The organism is Burkholderia sp. NLJ2 (assembly GCF_049487195.1).
In the GTDB taxonomy this organism is placed as follows: domain Bacteria; phylum Pseudomonadota; class Gammaproteobacteria; order Burkholderiales; family Burkholderiaceae; genus Burkholderia; species Burkholderia pyrrocinia.
The window spans coordinates 2,980,568-3,000,712 of record NZ_CP137810.1 but is presented as its reverse complement, the minus strand read 5'-3'; the positions used below and the strand labels follow the sequence as shown (position 1 = coordinate 3,000,712).

Genomic DNA, 20,145 nt, shown 5'->3' with positions numbered 1-20,145 from the left:
ATAACAACACTCCATTATCGACAATTCCGCGCGAGCGCGCCCGATACCCACATAATCGTCGGCGCCCGCCCTCGTCCGCCCCCTCGTTCATGGATCACCTGTTCATCGGCCTCGTGCTGTGCTCGGCGCTGCTGCACGCCATCTGGAATGCGTTCCTGCACGTCAGCGAAGACCGGCTCGTCCAGCTCGGCACGATGTCGCTGCCGTATCTCGCGTTCGGCGTCGCCGGCACCGTCATGCTGCCCGCGCCGGCGCCCGCCGCGTGGCCGTACGTCGCCGCATCGGCCGCGCTCGAGGTCGCGTACTGCTTCACGCTCGCGCGCGCTTACCGCAGCGGCGAGTTCGGGCAGATCTACCCGATCGCGCGCGGGATGTCGCCGCTGCTCGTGTCGGTGCTCGCGTTCGCGATGCTGCACGAGCAGCCGACGCCGTTCGGCTTCGCCGGCATCGCGCTCGTGTCGTTCGGCATCATGTCGCTCGCGCTGCGCCGCGGCTTCCGGTTCTCCGGGGAAGGCGTGCCGTATGCGCTGCTCACGGGCGTGTTCATCGCCGCGTATTCGATCTGCGACGGCGTCGGCTCGCGCGTGTCCGGCAGCGCACTCGGCTACATCGCGTGGGTGTACCTGCTGTGGAGCGTGCCGCAGCTCGTGCTCGTCTGCGCGGTGCGCGGCGGCCCGCGCGCGGTGCTCGGCTCGCGCGCCGCGCTCACGCAGGGCGCGATCGCCGGCACGATCTCGCTCGCCGCGTATGGGATCGTGATCCTCGCGTACCGGCACCTGCCGGTCGCGACCGTGTCGGCGCTGCGCGAAACGAGTTCGATCTTCGCGGTCGCGATCGGCTGGTTCGTGATGCGCGAGCGGCCCGGCGCGCAGCGGCTCGCCGCCTGCGCGCTCGTGGTCGCGGGCGCGGTGCTGATCCGGCTGTAAGCCGCACGCGCGCACGCGGCGTGCCGCATCAGAACTTGTGGCGGATGCCCGTCACCGCGACGATCTGCGTGCGCGTGCTCGACGGATTCGAGATCCCTTCGATCGCGGCCACCGTGTTCGACGACGCGCGCTGGTAGAACGCATTCACGTAGATATCGGTACGCTTCGACAGGAAATACTGCGCGCCGACGCTCGTCTGCAGGTAGTGCGAACTCGGCTTCGGCCCCTGCGACGCGAGCACCTGCGTGTAGGTTTCGCCGAGCGCGAACTGCAGCGCAGGCGTCATCATGTAGCGCACGCTGCCCTCGTAGTTGTTGAAGCGTAGCGCGCCGCCCGTCTGCAGATTGAACAGCGAGCTGGTGTACAGCACCCCGAACGTCGCGACGCCCCATGCATACGCGCCACCCGCGCCCCAGATCTGCTGGCGCGTCACGCCCTTGATGAACGTGTAGTAGTTGTCGGATGCTGCCGCGCCAGTGGTGTCGAGCGCCGGATGATCGACGCGCACATAGGCCGCGCCGAGTTGCAGCGGCCCGTTCTCGTAGCTCGCGCCGAGGCTCCACACGCGGTTTTCCGCGAACGACGTCGAATTCGAGAAGCCGTACAGGCCGACCGCGCGCAGCCCGTACCACGTGGGTGTCTGGTACTGCACCGAGTTGTTGGTGCGGAACGTGTTGTTCAGGTCGTCGGTGTCGAACGGATGCAGCGCGTACTGCGTGAGCGCGGTGGTCGCGCCGATCTGCAGCGGCTCCAGCACCTCCTGCGCCGCGTTGTACTGGCGGCCCATCGTCAGCGTGCCCCAGCGGTCGTTTTCCAGCCCCACGTACGCGCGGCGCCCGAAGATCCGGCCGCCCTGGCTCGCGGCGCCGCTCTCGATGTTGAAGCCGTTCTCGAGCCGGAACACCGCGCGCGTGCCGCCGCCGAGTTCCTCCTTGCCGAGCAGCCCCCAGCGCGTGCCCTGCTCGTTGCCGCCGGTCGCCTGCCACGCAGCGTGCCCTTTCTGGTTGTTCGTGTACGTGATCCCCGAATCGACGACGCCATACAGCGTCACGCTCGACTGCGCCTGCGCGTACGTCGCGCCCGCCGCGATTGCGACGCCTGCCAGCGCGACCGCCATCTCTTTCCGCTTCATCTCCGACCCCTTTTGTCGATTGAATATGGGGAGCGATTTATTTCGCCCGCAACGTGTTTTATTGAATAAAACATCGTCTTATTCATTGTCGAATTCGGTGATTTTAAGCGTCAAGCCATACCAAAAATCGCACGAGGGAGTCGAAACGACCTCACTCGCAACGCGTTTCGAAGAATGAAACAAACTCAATAACGGCGGGCATCACAAGCCGATCGCAACGCGTAATGCCCTCGTCGAAAAAAGCCCTTGACCGCAATTTTCTGCCGTTGTGAAATATTGATACGCTGTTTTAATGATTAAAACAAACGAGCAAAACGCTTCGAGACACTAGGTAAAGAACCTGATCCCCATGCTGACGTTTAATTGCAACAACGCGACCGACGGCGAATCGCCCGCGTATTTCGTCGCAGCGCCGACGGCGCCCGCGCTGCCGATCGTCGTGGATTCGCCGCACAGCGGCATCGCGTATCCGCCCGACTTCTCCCCCGTCGCGCCGCACGATGCGATCCGCACGACGTGGGACGCATACATCGACGAACTGTGGGCCGGCGCCCCCGCGCGCGGCGGCACGCTGCTCGGCGCGACGTTTCCGCGCGCGTACATCGATCCGAACCGCGCGGAAACCGACATCGACGCGACGCTGCTCGCCGAGCCTTGGCCCGCACCGCTTTCGCCGCAGCCGTACACGCAGCGCGGGATGGGGCTGATCCGGCGCGACGCGCTGCCCGGCGTGCCGCTGTACGACCGCAAGCTGTCGCTCGCCGAAGTGCGCCACCGGATCGACGCGTACTACCGGCCGTACCGCCGCGCGCTCGGCGGCATCGCCGAGCCGCTGCACACCGCGCACGGCGCGCTGTGGCACATCGACTGTCATTCGATGAAGTCGCGCGGCAACGCGATGAACGTCGACGCGGGCGCGCTGCGGCCGGACGTGGTCGTCAGCGACCGGCGCGGCACGACCGCCGACCCGGCCTTCACCGCGTGGACCGCGCAGTGGTTCGCCGACGCCGGCTACCGCGTGCAGATCAACGACCCGTACCAGGGCGGCGACCTGCTGACCGCGCTCGCCGATCCCGCGCGGCAGCGTTACAGCATCCAGATCGAATTCAACCGCGCGCTCTACATGGACGAAGCCGCGTTCGCGAAACACGCGGGCTTCGCCGCGTTGAAGCGCTCGGTCGACGCGTATCTCGACGCGCTCGCCGATTACGTGCGTGCGCGCGTCGCATCGCCGGGAGATGCCGCATGACGACCTATATCGTCGACGCCGTCGACAGCGCGCTGAAGTTGCTGACCTACGTGGCCGAGCATCCGCACCTCGGCGTGACCGAACTGGCGTCGCAACTCGGCATCAACAAGTCGCGCACGTACCGGATGCTGTGCACGCTCGAACTGCACCGCTTCGTCGTGCAGGACGCTCGCACGTCCACCTATGCGCTCGGCCCGCAGGCGTTCGTGATCGGCGTGGCCGCATCGCAGCAGAACGCGCTGGTGCGCGCCGCACACCGGCACATGCTCGCGCTCAACCAGGCGATCAACGAAACCGTCGTGCTGCGCGTGCGCGAAGGGCTCGAATCGGTGTGCGTCGCACGTTGCGAAACGACGCACGCGGTGCGCACCGTCGGCTCGGTCGGCAACCGCCGGCCGATCAATTTCGGCGCATCGGGCAAGGTGCTGCTCGCGTTCGCGCCCGATGCGGTGCGCGACGAATATCTCGCGCAACTGCGCAGGAGCGGGCTGGCCGACGACCTGCCGAAACTCGCCGGCGAACTCGACGCGGTCGCGCGCAAGGGCTACGCGGTGAGCAGCGGCGAGGTAACGCCCGGCGCGGTCGGGATCGCGGTGCCGGTGCGCGACCTGACGGGCGCGACGGTTGCGTCGGTCAGCGTGACGGGCCCCGAGGTGCGCGTGAGCCACGCGGACATCCCCGACTATCTCGAACGCCTGCAGGCGTGCAGCCACGCGATTTCCGCCGAACTCGGCTATGTCCCGGCGCGCGCCGCGCTGCAACCGGCATGACGGCCCCGCTTCCTTCACCGACGAACCGACCCGACGAGGATCCGATGTCCGCCTCTTCCCCGAACCCCGTCGGCGCGCACGGCGCCGACGCTACCGCAATCGCGGCCGGCGATCCGGCGGCCGGCGACCCGGCGGCGCCCGCCGGCCACGCGCCGCATCCGCACGGCAAGATGCTGCACCCGGTCGTGATGATGCTGTGGGTGCTGGCCGCCGCGATCGCGCTCACGTGGAGCGTCGACTCCGGCCACTTCGCGCGCAACGGCCGGCTCGTCATCCCGGGCACCTATCAGGTGGTGCCGAAGACGACCTCGCTCGCGACGCTCGTCGCGCCGGCCGTCAGCCACAGCACGCCCGCGCACGCGCTGCCGGCAAGCCTCGTGTCCGCGTTCGTCGCGGTGCCGGAAGGCCTGCTGAAGAACGCGCCGCTGATCGTGATGGTGATGTTCGTCGGCGGGATGTTCGGCGTGATGCGCCGCACGGGCGTCGTCGATGCCGGCATCGACCGGCTGCTGCAGCTCACCGGCAACAACGCGTACCTGCTGACGCCGATGCTGATGATCCTGATCGGGCTCGGCAGCACGCTGCTCGGCTTCATCTCCGAATACCTCGTGATCATTCCGATGGTCGTCGTGATCGCGCGGCGCCTCGGGCTGTCCGACCTGTTCGCGGTCGCGCTCGTCGCGATCGCCGCGAAGATCGGTTATATCGCGTCGGTCACGAACCCGCTCGCGCTCGCCGTCGCGCAGCCGCTCGTCGGCGTGCCGCTGTTCAGCGGCGTTGCGCTGCGCGCGGCCGTATTCGTCGTATTCCTGACGATCGGCATCCTGTACTTGCTGCGCTACGTGCGCAACACCGGCTACCGGGCGGGGCAAACCGCGGCGGGCAACACCACGCACGCAACCGCGAAACTGTCGCTGCGCCATAAGGCAACGCTGGTCGTATTTGCCGCGGCCGTCGCGATGCTGATCTACGGCACGCGCGAACTGAAATGGGGCAACGTCGAACTCGCGGCGTTCTACGCGGCCGTGAGCATCGCGACGGCCGTGATCGGCCGGCTCGATTCGCGCAGCGCGGCCGATGCGTTCGTCGACGGGATGAAGAACATGATGCTCGCCGCGCTGCTGATGGGGCTCGCCGCATCGGTCGAGCTGCTGCTGCAGAACAGCCTCGTGCTCGACACGCTGATCCACTTCTTCACGCGGCTCGCGGACGGGCAGTCGCCGGTGTGGGTCGCGAACGGTCTGATGGGCGTGCAGATGCTGCTCGACGTGTTCATCCCGTCGGTGTCGGGCAAGGCCGCGGTCAGCATGCCGATCATCGGGCCGATCGCGCAGCTTTCCGGCGTGAGCGGCCAGACGTCGGTGCTTGCGTTCGTGCTCGGCGGCGGACTGACGAACCTCGTCACGCCGACGTCCGGGATGCTGCTCGCGTATCTCGCGACCGCGCGCGTCGACTTCGGCGCGTGGATCCGCTTCGTGTTGCCGCTGTTCCTGACGCTGCTCGCGCTGTCATGCGTCGTGCTGACGTTCGCGGTGTGGATCGGGTATTGAACGACGGGAAAGACGGGGTCGCACGTCAGGTGCGATCGTCCAGCCGCCCCCCATCCGAGGCCCCGCCGTGCAGGCGCTCATCGTCGAACATCGTTTACCCGAATCGCCCTGTGCTTCTTCGCCGCGTCCGCATATAACGTCTACTCAGAAGCCTGTTCGACGACACGCGCGCACGACGATCACGCGGCGCATCGAACAAAAAGACGAAAAACAGCACGGGGGCGCGCATTCGGTGGCGATGCTGAATCCGGGGGATTGTTGCGGGTTCCGTTTCGACGCATCGGGCATTCGTTCGCCTCCGTTCCGGATCGGGGGAAGCCATGTCGAACGAAGCCGTCGAGGAGTTGCGACTCGCACTCGTGATGAATGGTGGCATCAGTCTCGCCGTATGGATGGGCGGAGTCACCAACGAGATCCACCGGATCGTCACGCGCAGCCATCCCGTCTATGCGGCCCTGCTGGACATGACGCGCACCACCGCGCGCGTCGACGTCATCAGCGGCACGAGCGCGGGCGGGATCAACGGCGCGGCGCTCGCGATCGCGCTCGCATACGGCGGACGCTTTGCGCAACTGCGGGACGTCTGGAAGGAAATCGGCGCGTTCGACCGCCTGTTGCGCCCGCCGCTCGCCCGCAATCCCGGCTCGCTGCTGATGGGCGACGACTATTTCCTGCCGGAATTGACGAAGGCATTCCAGTCGCTCGCGCACGGCACCGGCACGCCGGTCGATGCGCCGCTCGATCTCTATCTCACGACGACACTGCTGCAAGGTCGCCCCGCCTGTACGGTCGACGATCTGGGATCGCAAGTCGGCGACGTCGACCACCGTGCCCGCTTCCATTTCGTCCGTTCCCCGCGACGCGACGATTTCCGGGAAGCCGACCCGCTGCTCGCCGCGCTGTCGCGCGCGGCACGCTCCACGGCGTCGTTTCCGCTGGCATTCGAGCCGTCGAGGATCGAGACCGACGACATCGCCGGGCACCCCACGTTCGTCGACGTCGCCGGCGAGCCGCTCGACACGCCGCGCTACGTGATCGACGGCGGCGTCCTCGACAACAAGCCGTTCGACGGCGCCCTGCAGTCGATCTTCTCCATGCCGGCCGAACGCGGCGTGCGACGCGTGCTCGCCTACATCAATCCCGATCCGGGCAATGGCACGCGCGATGCGTCGGATGCGTCGCCGCCCGATGCGGCAGGCGACATGCCGCCGCTCGGCTCGGTGCTCGCATCGAGTGTGTGGAGCATCCCGCAATCGCAGACGATCGCGGACCAGCTCGCGGCGATCCAGCGGCACAACCATACAGTCCGGGAACGACGCAACGACGTGCTCGACCTGGTCCGTTCGAGGTCCGCACCCGAGCTCGAAGACCTGGCCACGCAATTGTTCGATCTTTATCGAAAGCGCCGCATCGCCAACACGTTCGAGTCGTTCGTCTATTCGTCCTTCCCTGCAGCTGCGGCCGGCAATCCGGCCGCCAGCGCAGGACAGCAGTTGATCGGCAAGCACGGCAAGGAAGCGATGCGCATCATGTTCGGCAAGATCGCGTGGGACCAGTGGATTCCGCCGGCATGGCCGCAAGCCTCCACGAACGACGCGTTCGAACGATCGTCGCAGTGGGCGTGGGGACTGGCGCCCGTCGATTTCGCGGCGAAGGTGCTGCTCGACATGTTGCGCCTCATGCAGCGGTTTCATGCCCTGATCGCATTGCGCGAGTCCGAGGATGCGCCGCTCGCGGACACGCCGAACGTCGACCAGCCGTGTGACGACTGGTCCGATCCGGACGTGCCCGTCTCGCCGCCACACCTGTCGACGGAACGGCAGGAAAACGAATCGTCGAATCTCCTCACATCGCTTTGGCAGGATGCCTACCACGAAGTGACGGCCGTCACCCGGTTCCGGCACGCCGAGGAGTCGCGCTGGAAATCGCATGCACAAACACTGCTCGCGACGATCGGCAAGCGCGCCGGGCCTGCTGCGCGCAAGAAGATGGAACAGCCCGAAGCAAAACAGGCGATGCCCGATTCGACCTTGTTTGCGCCCGATGACCTCGAGGCAATGCTCGCCTTCGTGACGACGCCGCTGCGCCGCGCGCGATGTGCGCGGATCGTCCACCGAATCGCAAGCATCATCTGCGAGGCAGGCGACCTGGCGAAGCTCATCCTGAGCGAGCTCGACGCGCTCGAGCTGAACGCGGCCGATACCGAACGCGCGCTCGGCCTGCGGCGCCTGGTTGAATTCCTGGCGCCCGAGCGCACACCCAGGTTCCTGCTTTCACGCACGCGACAAGCGCCGGACAATGTCAGGCGCGGTACGTTGTTCCGCCTGATGCAGCTCGAGGTCATCCAATATGCGTTCAACGATCGAGATGCACTGTCTGAAGATTCACTGATCGAGCTCGTGCAGATCAGCGGCAATGCATCGAGCCCGCTCGCGCCTGACCGGGCCGATGCGCACAAGAAGCTGCTGGGTTTGCAACTCGCGCATTTCGGTGGCTTCTACAAGAAATCGTGGCGCATCAACGACTGGATCTACGGGCGGCTCGACGGAGCGGAACGCCTGGTCAAGGTGCTGCTCAATCCCGAGCGACTGCAATATGTCTACGCCAACCGGCCGGATGCCGCCCGGCTCGCCGCACAGGACATCCGGCGAATCGCCGTGGATTCCGCGCCTTCGAGCGTGCTGCGGAACGTGCTCGACAAGGCCTGGCAGCGCAACGGCTGCCGGGAACTGATCGCCACCGAGCTGGTGTTTCTCGACCACCCGGACAGCTCGCCGCCCGACATGCTGCGCGCATGCGCGGATGCCATCACGCTGCGACTGCATTACGGAATCCTGCAGGAGGAACTCGACGTGCTGTCGCAAGCGATCACGGAAGACGTGAGCGACGGTGCGGAAGATCTCGGCCCCGGACGGACGATCCACCAGATCTGGGCTCCGCCCGCCCCGCGCCGGCGGATCCCGACCCCGCCCCCGCGCCATACCCCGCAAGCGGCCGAGGCATGCCTGCGGCTCGGGCTGCTCGCCGACGAGAGCCTGCCGACCGAGGCGGGATCGGACCTGTTTACGCGCACGATGTCGCACACGGCAGCCGCCTTGCAGAGCACGCTGGCCAGCAAGGGGGCGAAGCTCGGGCCGATCAGCGCACTGTTCGCGTCGCTGCGCGTGCCGATCCTGGGTTTTTATTTCGTCGTCCAAGGGCTGCTGCACCGCTCGCGCACGAGCGCGGCGCTCAACGGCGCGCTGCTCGCGGTGGGTTTCGCGATCGTCGTGCTGCAATTCGCCTGGTCGCAGCAAGAGCTCGGCGACGCGGCCCGGCTGCCGCACGCGATCGTGTTGCTTGGCTGGGCCCTGTTCGCCTATGGCATCGTCCTCTCGATGCTGCGCACGCCGATGCTGTTTGTGGCACTGCTGCTGGTCGTCGCGCTTGGCGTCTTCACGGCCATGCCCGGCGCCCTGATCTGGGCTATCGCGATCCTCGTATTTGCGCTCGCGCTCTCCTTGAGCCCCCCGGTTTCCGTGGCTGCAGTGGACGATCGGGATCGCAGCGATCGTGTTCGCCGGCCTGCTGGGAAGCGGTCAGTTCGACGTCGTCAGGGATCAGGTATCGAACAAGTTGCACGGCGCGCCGTTCACGCGCGCACTCGCCGCGTCGACCTCGCCCGGCGACCGGCCGGTCACGCCGATGCATCCGGATCGCGAAAAATGCGCCGCAGCCCCGCTCGGGACGCTCGACGACTGTCGAACGTGCGCGCGGCTGACGGCCGCTGCCGTGCCGGCGGCGTCGGCCTGCTTGAACGTGCAGGCTGCCGCGCGTGAACGCCGGTTCGACTGGCGGCACCCCGTGTTTGCGCTGAGCCTGCTCGTCGCGCTGTCGACGCTGCTCGCCATGTGCCAGGCAACGACGGTCTGGTCCCGGTTCGAGTGGCGCGTGAAGCATGCGTTCGGGTGGTTTGCGCGGCGCAGGTAGACCCGCCGGCCGTGCCGCGTCAGACCACCAGCGGGTCCGCGCGAAACGCCCGCTCGTCGATCGCCTCGGCGAGCGTCGCGAACGCCGTCGCGATCTCGTCCTCCGGCACGCACGCATAACCGAGCAGCAGCCCCGGCGCCGCGCGCTCGCGATCCGCGTAATAGCCGGACAGCGGCCGCACGACGATATTGCGTTCGAGCGCGGCCTGCGCAACCGTGCGATCGTCGACGCCGTCCGGCAATCGCGTGACGAGATGCAGCCCCGCGTCGCTGCCGAGCGCCTGCAGCGTGTCGCCGTAGCGGCGCGCGACCGCATCGAGCAGCACTTCGCGGCGTTGCCCGTACAGCGTGCGCATCTTGCGGATATGCGACACGAAATGCCCTTCCGCGATGAACTCGGCGAGCACCGCCTGCTGCAGCAACTGCCCTTCGCGATACAGCTCGGCGCTCGCGGTCGCGAAGCTTTCCGCGAGCGGTTCCGGCGCGACCAGGTAGCCGACCCGCAGCCCGGGGAACAGCGTCTTGCCGAAACTGCCGACGTAGATCACCTGCCCGGCCGTGTCGAGCCCCTGCAGCGACGCGAGCGGCCGGCTGCCGTAGCGGAATTCGCTGTCGTAGTCGTCCTCGATGATCCAGCAGCCGTGCTGGCGCGCGTATTCGAGCAGCATCCGGCGCCGCGCGAGGCTCATCACCATCCCGAGCGGATACTGGTGCGACGGCGTGACGAGCATCAGCTTCGGCGGTTCGGCGAGATCGGCAGCCGACGGCGCGATGCCTTCCTCGTCGACCGGGATCGGCCGCGTGGTCAGCCCCGACACGTTCAGCACGCTGCGCACGCCCCAGTAGCACGGGTCCTCGGTCCAGATCGCGTCGCCGGGATCGGTCAGGAGCCGCACCGCGAGGTCGATCGACTGGTGGATGCCGGTCGTGATCACGATCTGCTCGGGCGTGCAGCGCACCGAGCGCGACGTGCGCAGGTAGTCGGCCAGCGCCTCGCGCAGCAGCGCGAGCCCGCCGCCCGGCGCATAGGTCAGCAGGTCGGGGCGCAGGCGCCGCCAGTACTTGTTGTGCAGCCGCGTCCACACGCGCGCCGGAAATCGCGACACATCGGGCACGCCCGGCATGAACGCGCCGCCCTGGCGCTTCGACACGCCAGCCCCTTCGACGAGCCGCGTGCCGCGCGCGGACAGCCGCCGCGCGGACGGCAGCACCACGGCCGGGCCGGCCGCCGCGTCGGGCGGCGCACCGACGATCTCGTCCGGCGCGCTGTCGGCGACGAACGTGCCGCGGCCCGTCGCCGAGTTCACATAACCTTCGAGCGCAAGCTGTTCGTAAACCTGCGTGACCGTGTTGCGCGCGATCCCGAGCTCGGCGGCCAGGAGCCGCGACGACGGCACGCGCGTGCCGGCCGGCAGTTCGCGCGACAGGATCGCCTGTTGCAGCAGCCGGTGAAGCTGCCGGTAGATCGGCTGTTCGCCGCCGCGCACGAGGCGCTGCGCCAGCCAGTCCGACAACACGCTCGCGCGCATGATTGGCTCCTGAATATTTATTGAAATGGCTCTGATTGTCAGAGCCAAATGTGATTATAGTCGCCTCCATGGGCTGCCAACGCGCCCGATTTTCTACCCACCGGACAGAACATCAAGGAGATGACCGTGAAGAATGCCGACCTGCAGGCCCGCAAGAACGCCGCCACCCCGCGCGGCGTCGGTGTGATGTGTGATTTCTACGCAGCCCGCGCCGAGAACGCGGAACTGTGGGATGTCGAAGGCCGCCGCTTCATCGATTTCGCCGCCGGCATCGCGGTGCTGAACACGGGCCACCGCCACCCGAAGATCGTCAAGGCGATCGCGGATCAACTGAACAACTTCACGCACACCGCTTACCAGATCGTCCCGTACGCGTCGTACGTCGAGCTGGCCGAGAAGATCAACGCACGCGCGCCGGGCGATTTCCCGAAGAAGACTGCGTTCTTCACGACCGGCGCCGAAGCCGTCGAGAACGCGATCAAGATCGCGCGCGCTTCGACCGGCCGTCCGGGCGTCATCGCGTTCTCGGGCGGCTTCCACGGCCGCACGATGATGGGCATGGCGCTGACCGGCAAGGTCGCCCCGTACAAGCTGAACTTCGGCCCGTTCCCGGGCGACGTGTTCCACGCGCCGTACCCGAACGCGCTGCACGGCGTGACGACGGCCGACTCGATCAAGGCGATCGAGATGCTGTTCAAGGCCGACATCGATCCGAAGCGCGTCGCCGCGATCATCTTCGAACCGGTCCAGGGCGAAGGCGGCTTCTACGCGGCGCCGGCGGAATTCGTGCGCGCGCTGCGCAAGATCTGTAACGAACACGGCATCCTGCTGATCGCCGACGAAGTGCAAACGGGCTTCGCGCGTACCGGCAAGCTGTTCGCGATGCAGCACTACGACGTGCTGGCCGACCTGATCACGATGGCGAAGAGCCTCGCGGGCGGCATGCCGCTGTCGGGCGTCGTCGGCCGTGCCGACGTGATGGACGCGGCAGCGCCCGGCGGCCTCGGCGGCACGTATGCGGGCAACCCGCTGGCGGTTGCGTCGGCGCACGCGGTGCTCGAGATCATCGACGAAGAGAAGCTGTGCGACCGCGCCACGCAACTCGGCGACGTGCTGAAGGCGAAGCTGAGCGCGCTGCAGGCCGACGTGCCGCAGATCGCCGACGTGCGCGGCCCGGGCGCGATGATCGCGGTCGAGTTCCTGAAGCCGGGTTCGGGCGAGCCGGATGCGGAATTCACGAAGCGCGTGCAGACGCGTGCGCTCGAGCGCGGCCTGCTGCTGCTCGTGTGCGGCGTGTACTCGAACGTCGTGCGCTTCCTGTTCCCGCTGACGATTCCCGAGGCCGTGTTCGACGAAGCGCTCGTGATCCTCGAGGAAGTGCTGAAGGAAACGGTCGGCGTGCCGGCCTGAGTTCCCGTCCACTGAATGCGCCGCCGCCGTCGTCGAGACGGCGGCGGCCTTTTCATCCGTCATCTTCAAAGCAGACACCGGCATGAGCATTGTTCAAGAATCCCTGGCACTGAAGGACCCGTCGCTGTTCCGACAGCAGGCGTACGTCAACGGCGAATGGCAAGGCGCAACGAACGGCGAGACGTTCGAAGTCCGCAACCCGGCAACGGGCGGCCTGCTCGGCACCGTGCCGGCGATGGGCACGGCCGAGACGCGTCACGCGATCGACGCCGCGAACGCCGCATGGCCGGCGTGGCGCAAGAAGACCGCGAAGGAACGCGCGGTCATCCTGCGCAAGTGGCACGACCTGATGATGGAAAACGCCGACGATCTCGCGCTGATCCTGACGACCGAGCAAGGCAAGTCGCTGGCCGAAGCGAAGGGCGAGATCGGCTACGCGGCGTCGTTCCTCGAATGGTTCGCGGAAGAAGGCAAGCGCGTGTACGGCGACACGATCCCGACGCCGGCGAGCGACAAGCGCATCGTCGTGACGAAGGAAGCGATCGGCGTGTGCGCGGCAATCACGCCGTGGAACTTCCCGGCGGCGATGATCACGCGCAAGGTCGGCCCCGCGCTCGCCGCAGGCTGCCCGATCGTCGTGAAACCCGCCGAGGCAACGCCGTTCTCCGCGCTCGCGATGGCCGTGCTGGCCGAGCGTGCGGGCGTGCCGGCCGGCGTGTTCAGCGTCGTCACCGGCGACCCGAAGGCGATCGGCGGCGAACTGACGTCGAACCCGATCGTGCGCAAGCTGTCGTTCACCGGCTCGACGCCGGTCGGTCGCCTGCTGATGGCGCAATGCGCGGCGACGGTCAAGAAGGTCTCGCTCGAGCTCGGCGGCAACGCGCCGTTCATCGTGTTCGACGACGCCGATCTCGATGCGGCCGTGCAGGGTGCGATCGCGTCGAAGTACCGCAACAGCGGCCAGACGTGCGTGTGCACGAACCGTTTCTACGTGCATGAAGCCGTGTACGACCAGTTCGCGCAGAAGCTCGCGACGGCGGTCGGCCAGCTGAAGGTCGGTCGCGGCACCGAGCCGGGCGTGACGCAAGGCCCGCTGATCAACGAAGCGGCCGTGCTGAAGGTCGAGGCGCACATCGAGGACGCGCTCGCGAAGGGCGCGACTGTCGTGACGGGCGGCAAGCGCCACGCGCTCGGCCACGGCTTCTTCGAGCCGACCGTGCTGACGGGTGTCACGCCGGCGATGAAGGTCGCGAAGGAAGAGACGTTCGGGCCGCTCGCGCCGCTGTTCAAGTTCGGCAGCGACGACGAGGTGATCCGCCTCGCGAACGACACCGAATTCGGTCTTGCCGCGTACTTCTACAGCCGCGACATCGGTCGCGTGTGGAAGGTCGCCGAAGCGCTCGAATACGGGATGGTCGGCGTGAACACGGGCCTGATCTCGAACGAAGTCGCGCCGTTCGGCGGCGTCAAGCAGTCGGGCCTCGGCCGCGAAGGCTCGCACTACGGCATCGACGACTACGTCGTGATCAAGTACCTCTGCCTCGCCGTGTAACGGTTCAGGGCCTGCCGCTTACGTGACAGGCCCTGACCGCCCGGCCGGAACCGGGCGGTCCAACGCGGGCCGGTACCCCTCTCCGCCGCACCCGCGTCACCTCGCGTCTCCTCAATCACCGAAACACGTTCACCGCATCGACGAGCCGCGTCGCCTGCTGCTTCAGGCTCTCCGACGCCGCCGTGCTCTGCTCGACGAGCGCCGCGTTCTGCTGCGTGATGTTGTCCAGGTGCACGACCGCCTGATCGACCTGCGCAACCCCCGTGCTCTGCTCGGCCGTCGACGAGCTGATCTCCGCGATCAGGTCCGACACGCGCTTCACCTGCGTGACGATGTCCTCCATCGTCTTGCCCGCGCCGTCGACGATCCGCGCGCCCGACTCGACCCGCTCGACGCTCGCGCCGATCAGCGTCTTGATCTCCTTCGCCGCGTTCGCGCTGCGCTGCGCGAGCGCCCGCACTTCGCCCGCGACCACCGCGAAGCCGCGCCCCTGTTCGCCCGCACGCGCGGCTTCGACCGCCGCATTCAGCGCGAGGATGTTGGTCTGGAATGCGATGCCATCGATCACGCCGATGATGTCGGCGATCTTGCGCGAGCTGTCGGTGATGTCGTTCATCGTCGTGACCACTTCGCTCACCGCCTTTCCGCCGCGCTCGGCCACATCGCTCGCCGACACCGCGAGCCGGTTTGCCTGCAGCGCGGTTTCCGCGTTGCTGTCGACCGTCGCCGTCATCTCGGCCATCGACGCGGCCGTCTCCTGCACGCTCGACGCGGCCTGCTCGGTGCGCGCGCTCAGGTCGTTGTTGCCCTGCGCGATCTCGTTGCTCGCGCGCTGCACGTTGTGCACCTGTTCGCTGACGTCGTCGACGAGCCAGCGGAACATCAGCCCGAGCTGGTTGATCGTGCGCAGCGTCATCCCGATCTCGTCGACGCGGTTCATCCGCACGCCGCGCCGGCTCTCGCCGGTCGCGACGTTCAGCGCCTGGTCGTGCAGCCGCTTCAGCGGACGCACGATCTGCGTGTCGAGCCATAGTCCGGCCGCAGCCGTCACGCCGACCGTCACGCCGGCAAATGCGGCAAGCCCGCCGCCGGCCAGCCCGCATGCCCAGCCCGCGCCGACGACAACCGGCGCCAGCACGCACAGCGCCGCATGAACGCGCGCACGCACCGACATCGTCTGCGACAGCGACGCGATGCGCAGCAGCCCGGTGCGGATGACCAGCCCCTTGTGGAACCGGCGCTGGCCCGCCTTGCCTTCGCGAAACGCGCGATACACCGCGTCGGCAGCCTCGGACTCGTCGCGCGGCGCCTTCGTGCGCACCGACATGTAGCCTTGCGGCTCGCCGTTGCGCATCACCGGGATCGCGTTCGCGCGCACCCAGTAATGATCGCCGTTCTTGCGGCGGTTCTTGACGAGCGCGGTCCATGGCTCGCCGCGCCGGAGCGTCGCCCACATGTCGGCGAATGCCTCGCGCGGCATGTCCGGGTGGCGCACCACGTTGTGCGGCTGGCCGACGAGCGCCTCGTTCGAGAAGCCGCTCACCTGCGCGAACGTCGTGTTCGCGTACGTGATGGTGCCGTCTGCATCGGTCGTCGACATCAGCGTGACGTCGTCGGGAAAATCGAATTCTTGTTGGGTAACAGGCTGGTTATTGCGCATGCAAGGCTCCGAAAGGCGGATCTGTCGTCCGCGCCGCGCTGAAATCACGCTCAGTAGCCGAAAAACGGTTGATCGCTTTACGACGGTCTTCATCTTTACTGTCGGCAATCCGGCGGAAAACCTTACCCTTGCCGCGCATAAAATAAGCAATTCGGCCGCCGCTATGATTTCGATCAAATAATCCGTCGATAATCGCCGCGCGCGTTTATCCGCATGTCACAACGCGCTGTCCGGAAACGCCGCATGGCGCGCCAATGCCGGCAGCCATTGCGCGCGGCGAAACGATTCGATCTATCCTGCTCCATTCAACCGGTATTCGAATTCGATGAAAAAGGCATTGCACGAACTGAATCGGCTGTCCTGGAATACGGCGACGGTCGCGCATAACAGCCATAAAGGCGATCAGGCCGCATTTTTCCGCGATGGCGGCTCGACGCTGTTTCCGGAAGAACGCGAACTGCTCGGCGACGTCACGCACCTGCAGTGCAACGCGGGGCAGGACACGCCGAGCCTCGTGCGCGACGGCGCGGATGCGACGGGCGTCGAAAACTCCGACAAAGCGATCGGCTTCGCGCGGTTCGAGCGCGCCGACGTGCCGCGCCTGCCGCTGATGTACGCGATCGCCGCGCACCGGGCGGCCGCATGATGCGCCGTACCGCCGCCGAACGCGACGCGCTTTGCGCACGCGCGCTCGCGCGCGACGAGGTGCCGCTCGTGTGGACCATCGACCGGCGCGAGATCATCGAGCACCTGTATGTGCTGCGCGACGGCGCGCTGCATCTCGTTCCGGCGTTCTACGATGTCGCCGGCTGGCCCGCCGGCGAAGCCGATCACTACACGCCGATCCTGCTCGACTGCCATGATCGCGGCGGCTGGTTCCTCGGCATGTTCGACGGCGCACGGCTCGTCGCGGCGGTCGTCGTCGACAGCCGCCCGCTCGGCCCGCGACACGACATGCTGCAGTTGAAGTTCCTGCATGTGAGCCGCGACTGGCGCGGCTGCGGGCTCGGCGAACAGCTCTATCGCGCGGCCCACGCGCAGGCGCGCGCGATGGGCGCGGAACGCCTGTATGTGTCGGCGACGCCGTCGCAGCGCACGATCGACTTCTACCTGCGGCTCGGCTTTACGGTCAGCACATCGCCCGACCCGGCGCTGTACGCACTCGAGCCGGAAGACATTCATCTGGAAGGGCAGACGGCCTGACGCACCGGCATGCGGGTGACGCGTAGAATTTCCCGCGTCGCCGCGGCTGCCATCAGCCAACACGGAGAGCGAAATTGCAAAACGAACCGCCGCCGCAAGCCATGCCGAAGATCCTCGTGAGCATGTGCGTGGTCGGTCATCCAGTGCGTTACAACGGCTCGGCCAAGACCGCCGCGCACGAGGCGCTCGAACGGTGGCAGCGCGAAGGGCGTCTCGTGCCCGTCTGCCCCGAACTGGCGGGCGGCTTCAGCGTGCCGCGCCCGCCCGCCGAAATCGCGGATGGCGAATCCGGGCAGCAGGTTCTGTCAGGCGCCGCACGCATCGTCGACGTGAACGGCACCGACGTGACGGCGCTGTTCGTCTCCGGCGCGCAAACCGCGCTGGCACTCGCGCGTGCGCACGATTGCCGCTTCGCGATCCTGGCCGACGGCAGTCCGTCGTGCGGCAGCACCTTCATTTATGACGGGAGTTTCGCGAACCGGCGGCATGCGGGCGCCGGTGTCACGGCGGCGTTGCTGCGCGAGCACGGCATCGAGGTGTTCGCGGACACCGAGATCGACGCGCTCGACGCGCGCCTCAGGCAGATATCGCAGGCCGGTTAACGACGATGCGCGACACGACGATTGTCGTGCCGCGCATCGTTTGGGGAACGGCGAAGCGGAAAAACAGCGAAGCGGCGCAAGTCCGGCCGCTTCTCCGCGTCACGCGTATCAGACGCGTTCGATCGCGATCGCGATGCCCTGGCCGACGCCGATGCACATCGTGCACAGCGCAAAGCGGCCGTTCGTGCGATGCAGCTGGTACATCGCGGTCGTCACGAGACGCGCACCCGATGCGCCAAGCGGATGGCCAAGTGCGATCGCGCCGCCGTTCGGGTTCACGCGCGGATCGTCGTCGGCGACGCCGAGCATGCGCAGCACCGCGAGACCCTGCGACGCGAACGCCTCGTTCAGCTCGATCACGTCGAACTGGTCGATCGTCATCCCGAGCCGCGCGAGCAGCTTCTGCGTAGCCGGCGCGGGGCCGATACCCATCACGCGCGGCGCGACGCCGGCCGTCGCGATGCCGAGTACGCGCGCACGCGGCGTCAGACCGAAGCGCTTCGCGGTTTCTTCGTTCGCGAGCAGCAGCGCGGCGGCGCCGTCGTTGACGCCCGACGCGTTGCCGGCCGTCACCGAGCCGTCCGGGCGCACGACGCCCTTCAGCTTCGCGAGCGTTTCGAGCGACGTCTCGCGCGGATGTTCGTCGCGCGACACGACCACCGGATCGCCCTTCTTCTGCGGAATCGTGACCGACACGATTTCCTCGGCGAGCGTGCCGTCCTGCTGCGCGCGCGCGGCCTTCTGCTGGCTGCGCAGCGCGAACAGGTCCTGGTCGGCGCGGCTGATGTTGTAGTCGACCGCGACGTTCTCGGCCGTCTCCGGCATCGAATCGACGCCGTGAAGCTGTTTCATCAGCGGATTGACGAAGCGCCAGCCGATCGTCGTATCGTAGATGTCGGCCTGGCGTGCGAACGCGCTCGCGGCCTTGCCCATCACGAACGGCGCGCGCGTCATGCTCTCGACGCCGCCCGCGACCATCAGCGCGGCCTCGCCCGACTTGATCGCCCGCGCGGCCACGCCGACCGCATCCATCCCCGAACCGCACAGCCGGTTGATCGTCGAACCCGGCACGCCCTGCGGCAGGCCCGCGAGCAGCGCCGACATGCGCGCGACGTTGCGGTTGTCCTCGCCGGCCTGGTTCGCGCAGCCGTAGATCACGTCGTCGATCGCCGTCCAGTCGACGTCGCGGTTGCGCTCGACGAGCGCCTTGAGCGGCACCGCGCCGAGATCGTCGGCGCGCACGCCGGACAACGCACCGCCGTAACGCCCGATCGGCGTACGGATCGCATCACACAGAAAAGCTTCGGTCATCAGTGTCTCCAGTCGGCCGGAGGTGGCGCTTTGGCGCTTACTCCGGTCCCATGCTTCGCGGTCGGCCGGCGTGGGCGCGCTAGCGCTGGCTCCGGCCACATGCAAGGCTGGGAAATGAACGGGGCGCGCCCCTTGCATTGCCCGCCGGGATGCGCTTAAATGTTCTATATACGAACATAAGATCGTGTATCGAACGTTCAACGCATCATAGGGAGTGCGGGGACGACCTGTCAAGCGCCCGGTCCGCCGTGCGGTTGGCGTGTCAGGCCCCATGCGCTATCTTCTCGGCTGCACGACATTCCAACCGCTCATGACACCCGAAGACACCCAGACAAAACCCGGCGACTCCTATGTGCAGTCGTTCGCGCGCGGCCTCGCGGTGATCCGCGCTTTCGACGCGGCACGCCCGGAGCAGACGCTCACCGAGGTCGCGTCGGCGACCGGCCTGACGCGCGCGGGCGCACGCCGGATCCTGCTCACGCTGCAGACGCTCGGCTACGTCGAGGCCGACGGCCGGTTGTTCCGGCTCACGCCGAAGATCCTCGAGCTCGGCTTCGCGTACCTGACGTCGATGCCGTTCTGGAATCTCGCCGATCCCGTGATGGAACAATTGTCCGCGCAGATCCACGAAAGCTGCTCGGCCGCCGTGCTCGACCGCACCGAAATCGTCTATGTGCTGCGCGTGCCGACGCACAAGATCATGACGATCAACCTGTCGATCGGCAGCCGGCTGCCCGCGTACTGTACGTCGATGGGCCGCGTGCTGCTGTCCGCGCTCGACGACGCGGCGCTCGACGAAACGCTCGCGCAGAGCAGCATCCGCGCACATACGCCGCGCACGATCACGGACCTCGGCGAACTGAAGGCGACGATCGCGCAGGTGCGCCAGCAGGGCTGGGCCGTGGTCGACCAGGAGCTCGAAGTAGGCCTGATGTCGATCTCCGCGCCGATCCGCAACCGGCGGGGGCAGATCATCGCGGCGATGAACATCAGCGGCAACGCGCAGCGGCATACCGCGAAGCAGATGGTGAAGGAGTTTCTCGGGCCGCTGCAGCAGGCCGCGCAGACGGTGTCGGAGCTGGTGGCGCGACGGGGGTGAGCGTCCAGCTCGATTGTCGTATCAGCGATACGACAATCCACTCATGAAAAAAGGCGGGCAGCACAAGCTGCCCGCCAACTCTGACTCTTTTTCAACGTTCTTCTCACGGAACACGGAGCAAACTCCGCGCCGCACAATTTAGTGACGCGCTGAAGCCCGGTCAATTTGACGAGAACGAAATTGC

General features: G+C 67.2%; 16 protein-coding genes and 1 pseudogene. 13 read left to right on the top strand and 4 right to left on the bottom strand.

What is annotated here, in order from left to right; translation table 11 throughout:
* Positions 1-89: 89 nt before the first annotated feature.
* Positions 90-926, top strand: a complete 837-nt coding sequence (locus R9B84_RS36005) for an EamA family transporter (protein WP_423762099.1) — start codon at positions 90-92, stop codon at positions 924-926.
* A 28-nt stretch (positions 927-954) separates the two neighbouring features.
* On the opposite strand, the gene R9B84_RS36000 is transcribed toward R9B84_RS36005, so the two are convergent.
* A complete protein-coding gene (locus tag R9B84_RS36000; RefSeq protein WP_423762098.1) occupies positions 955-2,058 on the bottom strand; it encodes a porin in 1,104 nt (367 codons plus the stop codon).
* Between the two features lie 349 nt (positions 2,059-2,407).
* Here R9B84_RS36000 and R9B84_RS35995 point away from each other — a divergent pair, with 349 nt between their 5' ends.
* The 5 genes from R9B84_RS35995 (at position 2,408) to R9B84_RS35975 (ending at position 9,596) form a co-directional block, all read left to right on the top strand.
* Positions 2,408-3,307, top strand: a complete 900-nt coding sequence (locus tag R9B84_RS35995) for an N-formylglutamate amidohydrolase (RefSeq protein ID WP_423762097.1) — start codon at positions 2,408-2,410, stop codon at positions 3,305-3,307.
* Positions 3,304-4,077 (top strand): IclR family transcriptional regulator, encoded by a 774-nt coding sequence (locus R9B84_RS35990; RefSeq protein ID WP_423762096.1) that lies wholly within the window; start codon positions 3,304-3,306, stop codon positions 4,075-4,077. Before R9B84_RS35995 ends, R9B84_RS35990 begins: the two co-directional genes overlap by 4 nt.
* Before the next feature lie 44 nt (positions 4,078-4,121).
* Positions 4,122-5,627 (top strand): YfcC family protein, encoded by a 1,506-nt coding sequence (locus tag R9B84_RS35985; RefSeq protein WP_423762095.1) that lies wholly within the window; start codon positions 4,122-4,124, stop codon positions 5,625-5,627.
* Positions 5,628-5,947: 320 nt separating this feature from the next.
* Entirely contained in the window at positions 5,948-9,445 is a 3,498-nt protein-coding gene (locus tag R9B84_RS35980; RefSeq protein WP_423762094.1) for a patatin-like protein, read from the top strand.
* Complete coding sequence (locus R9B84_RS35975; protein WP_423762093.1) at positions 9,420-9,596, top strand: hypothetical protein; 177 nt, start codon at positions 9,420-9,422, stop codon at positions 9,594-9,596. Before R9B84_RS35980 ends, R9B84_RS35975 begins: the two co-directional genes overlap by 26 nt.
* Positions 9,597-9,615: 19 nt before the next feature.
* Here the strand turns inward: R9B84_RS35975 and R9B84_RS35970 are convergent, their stop codons facing one another.
* Positions 9,616-11,124, bottom strand: a complete 1,509-nt coding sequence (locus R9B84_RS35970; RefSeq protein ID WP_423762092.1) for a PLP-dependent aminotransferase family protein — start codon at positions 11,122-11,124, stop codon at positions 9,616-9,618.
* Between the two features lie 126 nt (positions 11,125-11,250).
* On the opposite strand from R9B84_RS35970, the gene R9B84_RS35965 reads away from it, so the two are divergent.
* On the top strand, positions 11,251-12,534 hold the full coding sequence (locus R9B84_RS35965) for a 4-aminobutyrate--2-oxoglutarate transaminase (RefSeq protein WP_423762091.1): 1,284 nt from the start codon (positions 11,251-11,253) through the stop codon (positions 12,532-12,534).
* Between the two features lie 82 nt (positions 12,535-12,616).
* Positions 12,617-14,086, top strand: coding sequence for an NADP-dependent succinate-semialdehyde dehydrogenase (gene gabD, locus R9B84_RS35960; RefSeq protein WP_423762090.1), 1,470 nt, complete (start codon positions 12,617-12,619; stop codon positions 14,084-14,086).
* A 115-nt stretch (positions 14,087-14,201) separates the two neighbouring features.
* Here the strand turns inward: gabD and R9B84_RS35955 are convergent, their stop codons facing one another.
* On the bottom strand, positions 14,202-15,746 hold the full coding sequence (locus tag R9B84_RS35955; RefSeq protein WP_423762089.1) for a methyl-accepting chemotaxis protein: 1,545 nt from the start codon (positions 15,744-15,746) through the stop codon (positions 14,202-14,204).
* On the opposite strand from R9B84_RS35955, the gene R9B84_RS35950 reads away from it, so the two are divergent.
* The 4 genes and pseudogenes from R9B84_RS35950 to R9B84_RS35935 all read left to right on the top strand — a co-directional run bounded on the left by R9B84_RS35950 (position 15,745) and on the right by R9B84_RS35935 (position 17,551).
* On the top strand, positions 15,745-15,927 hold the full coding sequence (locus tag R9B84_RS35950) for a hypothetical protein (RefSeq protein WP_423762088.1): 183 nt from the start codon (positions 15,745-15,747) through the stop codon (positions 15,925-15,927). The two genes, R9B84_RS35955 and R9B84_RS35950, sit on opposite strands and share 2 nt — an antisense overlap.
* Before the next feature lie 144 nt (positions 15,928-16,071).
* A pseudogene (locus R9B84_RS35945) lies at positions 16,072-16,341 on the top strand (SAM-dependent methyltransferase); the annotation flags it as partial.
* Positions 16,342-16,388: 47 nt separating this feature from the next.
* Entirely contained in the window at positions 16,389-16,949 is a 561-nt protein-coding gene (locus R9B84_RS35940) for a GNAT family N-acetyltransferase (RefSeq protein ID WP_423762087.1), read from the top strand.
* A 101-nt stretch (positions 16,950-17,050) separates the two neighbouring features.
* The gene (locus R9B84_RS35935; protein WP_423763549.1) at positions 17,051-17,551 is read left to right on the top strand and encodes a DUF523 domain-containing protein; all 501 of its coding nucleotides are present in this window, start codon (positions 17,051-17,053) and stop codon (positions 17,549-17,551) included.
* A gap of 108 nt (positions 17,552-17,659) precedes the next feature.
* Here R9B84_RS35935 and pcaF read toward each other — a convergent pair whose 3' ends face one another.
* Positions 17,660-18,862, bottom strand: a complete 1,203-nt coding sequence (gene pcaF, locus R9B84_RS35930) for a 3-oxoadipyl-CoA thiolase (protein ID WP_423762086.1) — start codon at positions 18,860-18,862, stop codon at positions 17,660-17,662.
* A 310-nt stretch (positions 18,863-19,172) separates the two neighbouring features.
* On the opposite strand from pcaF, the gene R9B84_RS35925 reads away from it, so the two are divergent.
* A complete protein-coding gene (locus R9B84_RS35925) occupies positions 19,173-19,961 on the top strand; it encodes an IclR family transcriptional regulator (protein WP_423762085.1) in 789 nt (262 codons plus the stop codon).
* Positions 19,962-20,145 lie beyond the last annotated feature (184 nt).